Origin of the sequence: Nocardia sp. NPDC050412 (assembly GCF_044458825.1) — a bacterium.
Classification (GTDB): domain Bacteria; phylum Actinomycetota; class Actinomycetes; order Mycobacteriales; family Mycobacteriaceae; genus Nocardia.
Genome location: NZ_JBITIJ010000002.1, coordinates 364,977 through 378,646, shown reverse-complemented (window position 1 = coordinate 378,646; position 13,670 = coordinate 364,977). Strand labels below are relative to the sequence as shown.

13 protein-coding genes are annotated in these 13,670 nt (G+C 64.4%); 6 read left to right on the top strand and 7 right to left on the bottom strand.

Annotated elements, in window-relative coordinates; all coding sequences use genetic code 11:
* Positions 1-82 precede the first annotated feature (82 nt).
* Genes ACIBI6_RS05800 through ACIBI6_RS05785 form a run of 4 tightly spaced genes read right to left on the bottom strand, consistent with a single transcriptional unit; the run spans position 83 to position 3,324 of the window.
* Positions 83-427 (bottom strand): VOC family protein, encoded by a 345-nt coding sequence (locus ACIBI6_RS05800; RefSeq protein ID WP_396955449.1) that lies wholly within the window; start codon positions 425-427, stop codon positions 83-85.
* Positions 424-1,374: an alpha/beta hydrolase gene (locus ACIBI6_RS05795; RefSeq protein WP_396955448.1), complete on the bottom strand. Its 951-nt coding sequence runs from the start codon at positions 1,372-1,374 to the stop codon at positions 424-426. The genes ACIBI6_RS05800 and ACIBI6_RS05795 overlap by 4 nt, the downstream gene beginning before the upstream one ends.
* Before the next feature lie 2 nt (positions 1,375-1,376).
* Complete coding sequence (locus ACIBI6_RS05790) at positions 1,377-2,162, bottom strand: glucose 1-dehydrogenase (RefSeq protein WP_364343392.1); 786 nt, start codon at positions 2,160-2,162, stop codon at positions 1,377-1,379.
* A gap of 1 nt (position 2,163) precedes the next feature.
* On the bottom strand, positions 2,164-3,324 hold the full coding sequence (locus ACIBI6_RS05785; RefSeq protein ID WP_396955447.1) for an LLM class flavin-dependent oxidoreductase: 1,161 nt from the start codon (positions 3,322-3,324) through the stop codon (positions 2,164-2,166).
* Positions 3,325-3,537: 213 nt separating this feature from the next.
* On the opposite strand from ACIBI6_RS05785, the gene ACIBI6_RS05780 reads away from it, so the two are divergent.
* The 4 genes from ACIBI6_RS05780 to ACIBI6_RS05765 are packed head-to-tail and all read left to right on the top strand — an operon-like array spanning position 3,538 to position 7,533.
* Positions 3,538-4,275 carry a glucose 1-dehydrogenase gene (locus tag ACIBI6_RS05780; protein ID WP_364343398.1) on the top strand — a complete coding sequence of 246 codons (738 nt, stop codon included), beginning with the start codon at positions 3,538-3,540 and terminating at the stop codon, positions 4,273-4,275.
* A gap of 14 nt (positions 4,276-4,289) precedes the next feature.
* Positions 4,290-5,969: a 3-oxosteroid 1-dehydrogenase gene (gene kstD, locus ACIBI6_RS05775; protein ID WP_364343401.1), complete on the top strand. Its 1,680-nt coding sequence runs from the start codon at positions 4,290-4,292 to the stop codon at positions 5,967-5,969.
* 1 nt (position 5,970) lies between these two features.
* Positions 5,971-6,702 (top strand): glucose 1-dehydrogenase, encoded by a 732-nt coding sequence (locus ACIBI6_RS05770; RefSeq protein WP_364343404.1) that lies wholly within the window; start codon positions 5,971-5,973, stop codon positions 6,700-6,702.
* Between the two features lie 15 nt (positions 6,703-6,717).
* Entirely contained in the window at positions 6,718-7,533 is an 816-nt protein-coding gene (locus ACIBI6_RS05765; protein ID WP_364343407.1) for an SDR family NAD(P)-dependent oxidoreductase, read from the top strand.
* Between the two features lie 65 nt (positions 7,534-7,598).
* On the opposite strand, the gene ACIBI6_RS05760 is transcribed toward ACIBI6_RS05765, so the two are convergent.
* Positions 7,599-8,582, bottom strand: coding sequence for a helix-turn-helix transcriptional regulator (locus ACIBI6_RS05760; RefSeq protein ID WP_396955446.1), 984 nt, complete (start codon positions 8,580-8,582; stop codon positions 7,599-7,601).
* Between the two features lie 64 nt (positions 8,583-8,646).
* On the opposite strand from ACIBI6_RS05760, the gene ACIBI6_RS05755 reads away from it, so the two are divergent.
* Positions 8,647-10,923, top strand: coding sequence for an ATP-binding cassette domain-containing protein (locus ACIBI6_RS05755; RefSeq protein WP_396955445.1), 2,277 nt, complete (start codon positions 8,647-8,649; stop codon positions 10,921-10,923).
* Here the strand turns inward: ACIBI6_RS05755 and ACIBI6_RS05750 are convergent.
* Together ACIBI6_RS05750 and ACIBI6_RS05745 are read right to left on the bottom strand one after the other, a co-directional pair.
* The gene (locus ACIBI6_RS05750; RefSeq protein ID WP_396955444.1) at positions 10,867-11,607 is read right to left on the bottom strand and encodes a maleylpyruvate isomerase family mycothiol-dependent enzyme; all 741 of its coding nucleotides are present in this window, start codon (positions 11,605-11,607) and stop codon (positions 10,867-10,869) included. The two genes, ACIBI6_RS05755 and ACIBI6_RS05750, sit on opposite strands and share 57 nt — an antisense overlap.
* Before the next feature lie 101 nt (positions 11,608-11,708).
* Positions 11,709-12,392 (bottom strand): AraC family transcriptional regulator, encoded by a 684-nt coding sequence (locus ACIBI6_RS05745; RefSeq protein WP_396955443.1) that lies wholly within the window; start codon positions 12,390-12,392, stop codon positions 11,709-11,711.
* A 150-nt stretch (positions 12,393-12,542) separates the two neighbouring features.
* On the opposite strand from ACIBI6_RS05745, the gene ACIBI6_RS05740 reads away from it, so the two are divergent.
* A complete protein-coding gene (locus ACIBI6_RS05740; RefSeq protein ID WP_396955442.1) occupies positions 12,543-13,571 on the top strand; it encodes a zinc-binding dehydrogenase in 1,029 nt (342 codons plus the stop codon).
* Positions 13,572-13,670 lie beyond the last annotated feature (99 nt).

Below are 13,670 nucleotides of genomic sequence, written 5' to 3'. Positions count from 1 at the left end.
CCATTCGCTACCGTATGGAACACTGCCCATACGGTAGCGTATGGAAGTCGGCGCGCGATGTTATCCGAGCCACACGGGGCAGTTATCCGACAGAGGGCTCGTACACGACGATCGCCCACGGGGATTCGCGGGACGGGCGGACCGAGGTACGCCGTTCGTGCGGACCGGTCACCGGATCGTCGGCCGAAAATCCAGCGGCGCGCAGGCGCGCGAGGGTCGCGTCCAGATCCCCGACTTTGACGGCGAGCGACGGGATATCGCGTTCATCGGCACCGGCGAGCATGACCCGGGTCGGGCCGATATCGAATTGCGCCCATCGATCACCGTCGACGAATGTTGCGGTCGTGCCGAGTACCGCGGTGAGCAGATCTATTGCGGCGGCGAGATTCTCGACAGGGAATATGGTGCCGAGACGTTCGACGGTCATGGTTTTTTCTCCAATGCTCGGCGCACAGCCGAAAAGGCTTGGTCGGCGGCGTCTTTCGCATCAGACAGGTTGTCGGCCATGCTGAAGAAACCGTGGAATTGCCCGTCGTAACGGATCGTGACGGTCTCGACTCCCGCATCCCGCAGCCGCCGCCCGTAGGCCTCGCCCTCATCGCGGAGTGGATCGAATTCGGCGGTGATGATGTAGGCGGTCGGGAGGCCGGACAGGTCCGTCGCACGCGGCGGTGCGGCGTACGGGTTCTCGGCATCGGCGTCCGAGGCGAGGTATTGCTCCCAATACCAGCGCAAATGGTCGTCGGTGACGAAGTAACGGCTGGCATTCTCCCGATAGGAGGCGGTGTCACGGGCCGGATCGAGCATCGGGTAGATGAGCAATTGATGGGCGATGGCCGGGCCATTGTGATCCCGAGCCATCAGTGCCGTCACGGCGGCCAGGTTGCCACCGGAACTGTCACCGGCCACCGCGATGCGAGCGGGATCGCCGCCGAACGAAGCCGCTTGGATCGCAATCCATTTCAGGACGATGAACGCATCTTCGGCGGCGGCCGGGAACCTATTTTCGGGAGCCTGCCGGTAGTCGACCGATACCACGATCGCACCGACACTATTGCTCATCGCACGACACAGCTGATCGTGGCTGTCCAGACCACAGATCACGAAACCGCCGCCATGGCAGAACAGCACGATCGGCAGGTCGGCACCGGGCGCAGCGGGCCAATACATACGGACCCGAACCTGCTGCGCTCCAACAGGTCCCGGTACCAGGCGCTCCTCGACCCGCCCCACCGGAATCGGATCGACCTGGGCCGCCGGACGCGCGGCAAGTATCCGACGCGCCTCGACGGCATCGAGCACTTCAGTGCCCAGCGCGGGAAACGCCGCCGCGGCGAGATCGACGATCACCTGCGCTTCGGGCTTCAGCGGCATGCCTATCCCTCGCCCACGGCTTCGACCGGCGGCAGCGCGTCCGGGGGAATGAACTGTCCCGCCGACAATCCGCCGTCGATGGCCAATTCCGCACCGGTGATGAACGCCGCGGAATCGGAGGCGAGGAATACCACCAAATCCGCTACCTCCGAGGGCAATCCGACGCGACCGAGGGGTAGCGAGGGAAAGCTGCCGGCACCGGTGCTCAGCCCGAGATGCCCGATCATCGGTGTCGCGATCGGACCCGGATGCACCGAGTTGACCCGGATTCCGAGCGGTCCCAACTCGAGTGCGGCCGTCTTCGTCAACCCGCGCAGCGCCCATTTGGACGCACCATAAGCGGAATGTCCCATCAGCCCCTGCAATCCGGCCTGCGAGGAGATATTCACGATCGAACCGCCCGCCGCCCGCATCGGATCCACGACGGCCTGGATGCCGAGGAACGAGCCGATCAGGTTGATACGCAGAATGCGTTCGAGTTCGGCGGCGGAGGTTTCGATAAGCGGTTTGGCGGTGTAGATCGCCGCATTGTTCACCAGCACATCGATGCCGCCGAATTCGACGATCGCGGTCTCGACGGCGACGGCCCAGTCGGTGGCGCTGCTGACATCGTGAGTGACGAAACGGGCGCAATCACCGATGGATTCGGCAACTGCTTTGCCCTCGGGTTCCAGCACATCGGTGAGGACGACACGTGCGCCAGCGGCGGCGAACAGGCGCGCTTCCTGCTCGCCTTGGCCACGTGCGGCGCCGGTGATGAGGGCGACTTTGCCAGTGAGATCGATCATCTCAAGCTCCTACGAATTCGGTTGTCTCAGCACGCTCCGCTGCCCTGAAGTGCGGAATGACCTTCTCGCCCCAGTGCCGAATGGTCTCCAGACATGCCTGCTGCGGCACCGTTCCCATCTGGATCAGGCACAGGATCTCGTCGGCACGGGCCGCCTGCAGCCGCTCGACATACGCGATGGCGTCCTCGGGGCTGCCGTACGCGTGCTCGGCATTGAAAACCGAAGTGGCCCCGGCCTTCACCGGAATCTTCGCCTCGTGCAGATACGCCACATGCTCATCGGCGGCCTCACGAATCTTGGCCACCTCGTCCACCGTCGGATCGATGGCCTCGTCCGGCACCGGACCCGCGCCGTACCAGTGCTTGATGGACTGCGCGAAGAACCGCTGCCCACGCGCGCCGATCTGCTGCGCCTTCTCCCGGTCGTCGAGCACGATCGTCGGGCACAAGGCCGCGAAGTGATCGTTGACGACCGTGGAGACGAACTTCTCCCCTGTCCGCTCGGCAATCGCCGCGTCATATGTGCGGCGCAGTTCGGCGATCTCCTCGACACCCGCGAAACCCAGTACCAACGCGCCGATTCCGTAGTCGGCGGCCAGTTTCAGCGTGTCCTTCTTGGTGCACGCCATGAACAGCGGCGGATGCGGCAGCTGCACCGGACGCGGCAGCATCGGATGCGGATCGATATCGAGCAGCTCACCGTGCCATTCGAATTCGCCCTCCGGATCCTGCCAGGCCTTGCCGATAATGCGCAGCGACTCCTCGACCTCCTGATAGGTGCGGTCGGGATCGACACCGCACATCGAGGTTTCCTGCGGGGTGGCCCCGCGCCCCGCACCGAGATTCACCCGCCCGTTGGAGAGCACATCGAGCATGGCCGCGCGTTCGGCCGCGCGCACCGGGTGATTGAAGTTGAACGGCATGCACACCACACCGTGGCCGATGCGGATCCGCTCGGTGCGCGCGGCCACCCAGGTCAGGAAGATCTCCGGGGCGCTCATGTGCGCGTACCACTTCAAGCCGTGATGTTCGACCGCCCAGACAGTGTCGAATCCCATCTCCTCGGCCAGTACCGCCTGCTCGACACAGTCACGCAATACCTGCCTTTCGTGATCGGCCGACGGGTCGGTCATTTGCGCCTCGAAGATCATCGAGAACTTCATGCATTGCCTCCATCTGTTCTTCCCACCCCACCGGCTCCGCCGGCTGTCCATCCCCAATTCGATATGCCTAGTAGAAATATTTCCGATGCTCTTGTTGAGGTCAGGTGCATGTCTCGGTGGATGGGACTATTCCGGTTCGCGCCGTCCGCGCGCCCATAGCGTCGAGATCGCACACGGCGTTCGAACCAACGCCGGAGAAAGGACGGACCTGACGTGGGTCGACTCGATGACAAGGTCGCGCTGATCACCGGCGCCGCGCGCGGGATGGGCGCCGAACATGTCCGCCGCTTCATTGCCGAGGGTGCGCGGGTGGTATTCGGCGATGTCCTCGACGAACAGGGCGAACAGTTGGCCGCCGAAACCGGTGCACGCTATCTGCACCACGATGTGACCAGCGAGGCGGACTGGGCAGCCGCGGTGCGGACCGCGGTGCAGGAGTTCGGCAGGCTCGATGTGCTCGTCAACAATGCCGGCCTGCTGCGGTTCCAGCGCATCGCCGAGATGAGCCTGGCCGATTTCACCACGATCATGACGGTGAACGTCACCGGCACCTGGCTCGGCATCAAATCCGCCGCGCCCGCGATGACCGGCGGTGGCGCGATAGTGAATATCTCCTCGGTGGAGGGATTCGTCGGTGCCGCAGGCCTATCGGCCTACAGCGCAAGCAAATTCGCCATTCGCGGACTGACCAAATCGGCCGCGCGCGAGCTCGGTGCGATCGGAATCCGGGTCAACTCCATCCATCCCGGTGGTATCGCTACGCCGATGACGGCGGCGGCGGGTTCGGGCGTCGACGGCAATACCTTCTTCGCCGGATTGCCGATTCCGCGCTGGGGACAGCCCGGCGAGGTCTCTGAGGCGGCCGTCTTCCTGGCCTCGGATGCCGCGAGTTATTGCACCGGAACCGAGGTCGTCATCGACGGCGGCATGCTCACCGGCGCCGGTTACTAGGGAAAGGGAGCCAGATGTCCGAGGAATACACCTACGACGTGGTGGTCGTCGGCTCGGGTGCGGCGGGGATGACCGCCGCACTCACCGCCGCCTATCGCGGGCTTTCGGTGGTGCTGATCGAGAAGAGTGGCAGCTTCGGCGGTTCCACCGCGCGTTCCGGCGGTGGTGTATGGATTCCGAACAATCCGGTGCTGGTCCGCGAGGGCGTGCCCGACAGTCCGGATCTCGCCCGGGTCTATCTGAAATCCGTTGTCGGCGATCGTGTTCCGCAGGCCAAACAGGACGCATTCCTCGACAACGGCCCGCGCATGATGACCTATCTCGGCGCACGCACCAACCATCTACAATTCGTCTACGACCGCGGCTATTCCGACTACCACCCGGAACTGCCCGGTGGCCTCGCGCAGGGCCGCAGCATCGAACCGGCGATTATCGATGGCCGCCTGCTCGGCGAGGATCTGGAGCTGATCAACCGGCCGACCATGTCCGGGCCGAAGGGAATCGCATTCACCGTCAGCGATTTCCACGATCTGAATATGATCGCGCGGACCTGGAAGGGTAAGCGCACCGCGATGAAGGTCGGGGCCAAGGCGGTGCTGAACCGGATCCGGGGACGGCAGCCGCTGAGCCTCGGCAAGGCGCTGGTGGCCCGGCTGTGGTTGGCGCTGCGCGACGCGGGCGTGCCGGTCTGGCTGAACACGCCGCTCACCGAGCTGATTACCACCGACGATGCGGTGGTCGGAGTGCGCGCCGAGCGCGATGGTGCACCGATCGTCATCCGTGCGCGGCGCGGTGTGGTGCTCGCCGCTGGCGGTTTCGAGCACAACCTGGAGATGCGTAAACAGTTCTTCACCGCGCCGGTCAGTACCGATTGGACCGTCGGCGCGACCGAGAACGTCGGTGACGGCATCCGGGCCGGTGAAAAGCTCGGCGCCGCACTGGATCTGATGGACGATGCCTGGTGGGGACCGTCGGTGCGCAATCCGGACGGGCCGCCGTTCTTCTGCCTGGCCGAGCGATCCCAGCCCGGCGCGATCATGGTCAACGATGCGGGCGAGCGGTTCACCAATGAATCGGCCAGCTATGTCGATGTGGTGCACACCATGTACCAGCGACACGCTACCGGTGTGGGGCACGTGCCAGCGCACTTCATCATGGATCAGCGCTTCCGCGATCGATACCTGTTCCTCGGCACCTTCCCGAAACAGGCCATCCCGCAGAAGTATTTCGATGCCGGGATCATCAAGAAAGCCGATACCCTCGCCGAACTCGCCACCAAGATCGGAGTTCCGGCCGATTCCTTGATCGCCACGGTGCAGCGGTTCAACGGTTTCGCACGTGCCGGGCGAGACGATGACTTCCATCGCGGTGAATCCGCTTACGACCGCTATTACGGCGACCCCACTGTGCAACCGAATCCCTGTCTGGCACCAATCGATAAAGGGCCGTTCTACGCGGTTGAGATGGTGCCCGGCGATCTCGGCACCAAGGGCGGCCTGGCCACCGACGAACATTCCCGGGTGCTGCGCGAAGACGGCGCGCCCATCGCCGGACTGTATGCGGCGGGCAATAATTCGGCCGCCGTGATGGGCAACAGTTACGCGGGCGCGGGCGCGACAATCGGGCCCGCCATGGTGTTCGGCTATATCGCGGCAAATCACATCGCCGATCTCGAAATCCGAGCGGGAGCATGACGTGGACAGGGTAAGCGGCAAGACGATCATCGTGACCGGTGGTGCGCGCGGTATGGGCGCGGCATTCGCCCGTCGGCTGGTCAGCGAGGGCGCATCGGTGATCGTTGCGGATGTGCTCGCCGACGAGGGCAAGGCGGTGGCCTCCGAACTCGGCGATCAGGCCATGTTCTGTCCCCTCGACGTCACCGACGAATCTGCCTGGGCCGCATTGATTGCCGAGACGGAGCACACCTTCGGCCCCGTCTCCGGACTGGTCAACAATGCGGGCATCGTGCACGTCGACCCGATCGAGCGGCTCGCCGAGGCGGATTACCGCCGGGTGATCGATGTGAACCAGGTCGGGGTGTTTCTCGGCATGAAAGCCGTTGTGCCGTCGATGCGCCGGGCGGGCGGTGGCTCGATCGTCAATATCTCCTCGATCGGCGGCATCATCGCATTCAGCAATATCCTCGGCTACGTCGCCTCCAAATGGGCCGTGCGTGGGATGACCAAGGCCGCCGCCCAGGAGTTCGGCGCCGACGGCATCCGGGTCAACTCGGTACATCCCGGCGTGGTGGCCACCGAAATGACCGCCGACTCCGATCGCTCGCACTCGATGGTGCATGACCAGCCCCTGCCCCGCGCCGCGGCACCGGGTGAGCTGGCCAATCTTGTGCTGTTCCTCATCTCCGATGAGGCAAGTTTCTGTACGGGCTCCGAATTCGTCGCCGACGGCGGCTACACCACCAAATGACCAAGGACAGCTGCTGTGAAGAACTTTGAGGACAAGGTCGTCGTCATTACCGGCGCGGGCGCGGGCATCGGCCGCGCGCTCGCGCTCGAACTCGCCGGCCACGGCGCGCGGCTGGCATTGTCCGGCCGAAACCTTGCCAATGTCACCGAAACCGCCGCGTTGTGCGAGAAAGCGGGTGCCAAGGCACGGGCCTACAAACTGGACGTCACCGATCGCGGCGCCGTCTACGCCCACGCCGATGAGGTCCGATCCGACTTCGGCCCGGCCAATCTCGTGGTCAACAATGCGGGCGTCTCCCTCACCGCGAATATCGAGGAGCTGACCTGGGAAGACTTCGAGTGGATCGTCGATATCAACTTCTGGGGCGTCATGTACGGCACGAAAGCTTTTCTGCCACAGGTGATCGCCTCGGGTGACGGTCATATAGCCAACGTCTCCAGCATGTTCGGCCTAGCCGCCTGCCCGAGCCAAGCCGCATACAATGCGACCAAATTCGGCATCCGTGGCTTCACCGACGCGCTGCGTCAGGAGATGAAGATAGCGGGCCACCCGGTCGGGGTCAGCAGTGTCCATCCCGGCATGATCAAAACCGAAATCGCCTGGAAGGCCCGCACGGGCGGCGACCGCGACCGCGACGCCTTGGCCGCCAACTTCGACAGACTGGCCAAGACGACACCCGAATCCGCGGCGAAGACCATCCTGCGCGGTATCCGAAAGGATAAGGCCAAGATCCTCATCGGCGCCGATGCCCGCGTAATCGATTTGTTGCCAAGGATCTTCGGTTCGGGTTACCAGCGCATCATCACCGCCCAGATGCGAAATGAGGTGTAGATCGGGCGGCACTTGTCGATGGTGAACCCGCGGTTCCCACACTATGTCGCTGATCGCATTCGGCATCATTTTCCGCATTCGGATGAATCCGCTCCGGCGGCGCGCAGTAGTTTCGCGCCGAGATCGGCCAGCATTTCCGCCATCTCCGGCGGTTCTCTGACCTCGAATTCCAGGCCCAGGTGGGCGATGCGCACGGCGGTCCATTCCAGTGAATCGGCGGTGGTGCGGAGCAGACAGGATTTCTCGTCGATGGGCTCGATTTCCTCGGGGCGGACCCGAAAGGTTTCGATCAGCTGCGGGGCCGGGGCGTGGACGAGGAACACGACTCGGCGCAGCGGGCGGGATCGGGCCAGCGACCGGGTGACGAACGCAGCAGCGTCTTCGGTGGGCAATTGCCTTGGGGCACTACGTGTTCCGATCGGTCGCGGAGAATCGATGCGGTCTACGCGAAAGGTGCGCCAGTCGGTGCGGTCGATATCCCAAGCGACCAGATACCAGCGGCGGCCCGCGGAGACAAGGCTGTGCGGTTCGGTCAGTCGGCGAGTCTCGGTGTCGCCTTTATCGCGGTAGCGGAAGCGGGTGCGTTCGCGGTCACGGCAGGCGGCGGCCAGGACGACAAGGGTTTCCGGGTCGACCATCGGTCCAGCGGCGGGGCCTGCTAGCGACACCGTTGCCGACCGTACCGCCTCGACTCGGCGGCGCAGTCGGGCGGGCAGCACCTGTTGCAGCTTGACCAGCGCCCGCGCCGATGACTCGTCGATACCCTCGACCGCGCCCAGCGCCGCATTGCGCAGTCCGAGCGTGATCGCGACGGCCTCTTCGTCGTCGAGCAGCAACGGCGGCAGTGCGGTCCCGGCCTCCAGGCGGTAGCCGCCGATCGAACCGAGGCTGGCATACACCGGATATTCCAGTTCCCGCAGCCGCTCGATATCGCGGCGCACCGTCCGGACCGTCACGCCGAGGCGTTCGGCCAGCTCGGGGCCGGTCCATTCGCGGCGGGTCTGCAACAGGGCGAGCAGTTGCAGCAGGCGGGCGGCGGTTTCGGTCACAGCCTCGAAGTATCCGCCGCAATGAGGACCAAACCTGACCTCATTGGCACCTACCGTGGCGATTGTGAACGCAGACCGAGACACCATCCAGATCATCGGGGCCCGCGCCAACAACCTGCGCAATATCTCCGTGGCCATCCCCAAAGGCAAGATCGTCGTCTTCACCGGCGTATCCGGATCGGGCAAATCGTCGGTGGTCTTCGGCACCGTGGCCGTCGAATCGCAGCGTCAGCTCAATGAGACCTTCACCTGGTTCATCCGCAATCGACTGCCCAAATACGAGCGGCCCGAGGCCGATGTGATCGACAATCTGGCCCCCGCGGTGGTGGTCGACCAGAAGCCCATCGGCGGAAATTCCCGCTCCACCGTCGGCACCATGACCGATATCCACTCCATAATTCGGGTGCTGTTCTCGCGGTACAGCGAGCCGAGTGCCGGTGAAGCGACCCGCTATTCGTTCAACGACCCGTTGGGCATGTGTCCGGAGTGCGGCGGGCTGGGCCGAGTAGTGCGGCCGGATCTGGACAAGTTGCTCGACACCGCCAAATCACTCAACGAGGGTGCCATCAACTTTCCGCCGTTCGCGGTGGGGACATTTCAGTGGCAGATCTACGCCGAGTCCGGACTCTTCGATCCGGACAAGCCGTTACGTGACTTCGCCCCGGATGACTGGCAGTTGTTCCTGCGCGGCAAGGGATTCCGGGTGCCGCGCCCGAACAAGACCGGTTCGATGGGCAGCAATGCCTATGAGGGACTGTTGGAGCGCTTCGACCGGCTCTACATCAAACGCGACCTCGGTGCGCTGAGCGACAAGATCCGCGCGGCGGCGATGGAAGTGGTACACGCGCAGACCTGTCCGGAATGCGGTGGCGCACGGTTGAATTCCGCCGCGCTGGCGAGCCGGATCAATGGATTCGGCATCGCCGACTTCGGCCGCATGGAGGTGTCCGATCTCATCGAAGTGCTCGGCGAGCTCAATGAGACCGCCGCCGCCTTGATCGCCGATGCGGCCATTGCCCGGTTGCGCCGGATCGAGGAGGTGGGGCTCGGCTATCTCTCGCTGGATCGCGAGACATCCACGCTTTCCGGCGGAGAAGCACAGCGTCTCAAGGTCGTTCGGCATCTCGGCTCCAGCCTCACCGGCATGACCTATATTTTCGACGAACCCAGCGTCGGCATGCATCCGCGCGATATCAGCCGTTTGAACAAGTTGCTGATCCAGTTGCGCGACAAGGGAAATACAGTGCTGGTGGTCGAACATTCCCCCGATGTCATCGCCGTCGCGGACCACATCGTGGATATGGGGCCCGGCGCGGGCGGACACGGTGGTCAGGTCATCTTCCAGGGCACCGTCGAAAAGTTGCGCACGTCGGGCACCTCGACCGGTGAGCGGCTACGGCGGGTGCAACAAGTCAAAAGCGTGAGCCGCACTCCGACCGGCTGGCTCACGGTCACCGGCGCGGATTCGTACAACCTGAAGAATCTCACCGCACGGTTCCCCGTCGGCGTGCTCACCGCGGTCACGGGTGTGGCGGGTTCGGGCAAGAGCACGTTGGTATCTGGTGCATTCGCGCATGCTTACCCGCAAGCGATCGCGGTGGACCAGTCCGCCATCGCCGCCTCCCGACGCTCGAGCCCCGCCACTTACACCGGCATCATGGACCCGATGCGGCAGGTGTTCGCAAAGGAGCACGGCGTCAAGCCGGGACTGTTCAGCTTCAATTCCGCGGGCGCATGCGCCGAATGTGGTGGTGCGGGCGTCATTTTCACCGATCTCGCCTATATGGACCCGATCACCACGGTGTGCCAGAGCTGTCACGGACGCCGCTATCGTCGCGAAGTGCTGGGCTATACCGTGCGCGGTGCATCCATTGCCGACGTGTTGGATATGACCACGGAGCAGGCCATCGACTTCTGGAATGGCAATGCGGGCAGCAAGATTCGCACTCCGCTGCGAGCGCTGAACGAGGTCGGTCTCGGCTATCTGACGCTCGGTCGCTCGCTGAGTTCACTCTCCGGCGGTGAACGTCAACGCATCAAACTCGCCGACCACCTGCATCGCAGCGGCGGCATCTACGTACTCGACGAGCCGACCACCGGACTGCACATGGCCGATGTCGAGGCCCTGATCGCCCTGCTGGACCGGCTGGTCGACGCGGGCAATACGGTCATCGTCATCGAACACGATCTCGAGGTCGTCAAACGGGCCGACTGGGTGATCGATCTCGGACCGGACGGCGGCAAGCACGGCGGCGAAATCGTCTTCACCGGAACACCTTCGGCGCTACTCGACGATCAGCGCTCCATCACCGCCGACTATCTGCGGCGCAGCGTCGCATGACACCCGGCCGCGGCCCCTCGACGTGACCATGCCCCCGCGGACCAGATTTCGATACGACAACCGCATCCAGAGCTTGCCGACACCGGCACCGGACAAGAGCGGCATGACAACCGAGCGACCCGTCGTCAGCAACAGCAGGTCGGCGATGCGGCCACGTACCTCGTCACCGGCGCCGACCGCCCAGTCGGCGTCGGTCGCGACGAGCCGGAATCCCTCGAGCCGGTGCTTCGCCCAGAACGGCCACCCCATCGTCCACACCCGAGTGGCCGCCGTCACCGCGGCTTCGATCGGGAGGTCGACCTGCCTGCACGTCGGGATCGCGATGTCCTGCCCGTGCACCATGATGCCGTAGAGGATATTGCGATAATTGGTGACCGCCGGCAACTTTCGCGATGCGGCATGCGCTCGGATTTCGGCTACAAGATCATGCCCCGCCTCAGCGTAGCGAACGGACACATCGTGATTCAGCCGATGGAACCGCCCCCGCGCCCGCAGCCCTTCACGAACCATACCGACCGGGCCGGGCGGCTGCGGCGCCAACGCGATATGCGCGGCCACATCCCGAACCCGCCAGCCCGCACACAGCGACGGCAGCTCCCACTCATTCGGCGCGAGGTCGTCGAGCACGTCGGCGACGGCACGTCGTTGCTGCTCGATGACCCGCCACTGCGCATCCCGGTCCATATCGGCCTCCGATACAATTCAGTCAGTGTCGCTGACTATTATAGTCAGCGACACTGACCAAATCAAGATTGTGCTGCGCCCCAAAGGACGTGCCGCTCAGATCAAGGGGCAGCGCGACTGGTTCGGTAGCGGCCCGGGGTGGTGCCGATGATGTTGGTGAAGGCGGCGATGAAGCTGCTGGGGTTCGCCCATCCGCAGGCGTACGCGACGTGGGTCGTATCGTGACCGTCGGCAAGCAGGACAAGTGCGTGATAGATGCGTAGTTGTGTGCGCCATTGATAGAAGGTCATGCCGAGTTCGTTGTGGAACAGTCGGCTGAGAGTGCGTGCGCTGGCTCCGATCTGCTGTCCGAGTTCGGCGAGTGAGCTGTTGTCCGCGGGCCGCTGGTACAGCATTTGCGCAATGGCGCGCAACCGATCGTCGCGTGGTTCTGGCAGTTGCAGTGGCTGCTCGTGTGCTTCGCGGAGTTCGTCGACGAGTACTCGGCGAAGCCGAGCAAGCGCGGCGCGATCGAATTCGCGTGGGCCCGTGAGGGTCAGCAGGATTTCGCGGGCGAGATCGGAGACCATGAAAACGGCAGGTTGCTCTGGCGCGAGCCGGGCCAGGGACGCCGGGAGGAACAGGATCCGCATATCGGTATCGCTGTGCGCGCGGTGGTAGTGCGTGAACCCGGCGGGGGTCCATGCGATTCGATTGGCCGGAACGATCGATGTGCCACGTTCGGTGTGCACTGACAGAACGCCGCGCGCGGCGTACACCAGGTGTCCACGTGGATGGGAATGCACCGTGCTCGTTCCCCCCGACGACCAGAGATGAACTCCTCCAGAGGGCCACAGACGCGACGTCCGACCGGGCGAGGGAATTTGGCGGCCTACGGGCATATGTTGGCATTCTACCGGTAGCCAGCCATACGGCCTACCGGCCAGAGTGAAGGCATGCGCGATGATCTTCACTCAGCCAGCACCACGAACTCACGCCGTCGGAAAATGCGAGCGGCGGTCTGTGTCCGAGCCGGTGGCCCGGAAGTACTGGAGATTCGTGAGCTACCGGTGCCAGCGGTTCGGGATGGCTGGAGCCTGGTGCAGGTCAAGGGCGCGGGCTTGAACCGATCGGAGCTGCGGACCCGTCAAGGGCATTCCCCGAACGTGCGGTTCCCGCGTGTGCTCGGGATCGAATGTGTGGGAATCGTGGCAGCCTCGACCGATCCCCTACTGCCGGAGGGGACGCAGGTTGCCGCGGTGATGGGTGAGATGGGCCGGGAGTTCGACGGCGGCTACGCGGAGTACGCGTTGTTGCCGAACTCGCTGCTCATGCCGGTCACGAGCACGTTGCCGTGGGATGTGTTGGCCGCGCTACCCGAAACCTACTTGACCGCACAGGGCTCGCTGGACGCGTTGGGCATAGTGCCGGGTAGCACGGGACAGCTGCTGATCCGCGGCGGGACCTCGTCGGTAGGGATGGCCGCCGCGTCGATCGCATCCGGCTACGGCGTCGAGACCGCGGCCACGACTCGGCGACAAGGCAAGAGCGACGCATTGACCACGGCCGGCGTCGACCACGTACTCCTCGACACCGGTGAATCGCTGAGGGCGAGCGTGCACGCGGTTTGGCCCGAGGGCCCGGACTATGTCCTGGATCTTGTCGGGACAAGCACGGCGGTGGACTCGTTGCGCCTGGTCCGTCGCGGCGGGACAGTGTGTGTATCAGGCTCTCTCAGCGGCTGGCTGATCCAGAACTTCGAACCGATAGCGATGATCCCCTCTGGCACCAAGCTCACGGCTTTCCACAGCGACAACTTCAAGGGGCGCGCGGGCACGACCGTGTTGCGACGCGTCATCGGCCAGGTCGAGGCGGGCGTCTATCGGCCAAACATCGACCGCGTCTTCGGCCTGGACGACATCGTCGCGGCACACCACCACATGCAAAACAACCAAGCCACCGGAAAAGTTGTCGTGGTGCCCTAGCTACATCCTGCTGACCGAGACGGCCAGTACACCGAGCCGGGGCTGGGCGGCAGGCTGAAATCGGGCTTCCCGCGGTGTGCGCACTGCGGGGTTGCGCCA

Excerpts from the sequence above, each read along its gene's own strand:
- ACIBI6_RS05790 (WP_364343392.1), bottom strand. The coding sequence starts at position 2,162 with ATGATCGATCTCACTGGCAAAGTCGCCCTCATCACCGGCGCCGCACGT.
- ACIBI6_RS05800 (WP_396955449.1), bottom strand. The coding sequence starts at position 427 with ATGACCGTCGAACGTCTCGGCACCATATTCCCTGTCGAGAATCTCGCC.
- ACIBI6_RS05785 (WP_396955447.1), bottom strand. The coding sequence starts at position 3,324 with ATGAAGTTCTCGATGATCTTCGAGGCGCAAATGACCGACCCGTCGGCC.
- ACIBI6_RS05795 (WP_396955448.1), bottom strand. The coding sequence starts at position 1,374 with ATGCCGCTGAAGCCCGAAGCGCAGGTGATCGTCGATCTCGCCGCGGCG.
- ACIBI6_RS05740 (WP_396955442.1), top strand. The coding sequence starts at position 12,543 with ATGCGCGATGATCTTCACTCAGCCAGCACCACGAACTCACGCCGTCGG.
- ACIBI6_RS05750 (WP_396955444.1), bottom strand. The coding sequence starts at position 11,607 with ATGGACCGGGATGCGCAGTGGCGGGTCATCGAGCAGCAACGACGTGCC.
- kstD (WP_364343401.1), top strand. The coding sequence starts at position 4,290 with ATGTCCGAGGAATACACCTACGACGTGGTGGTCGTCGGCTCGGGTGCG.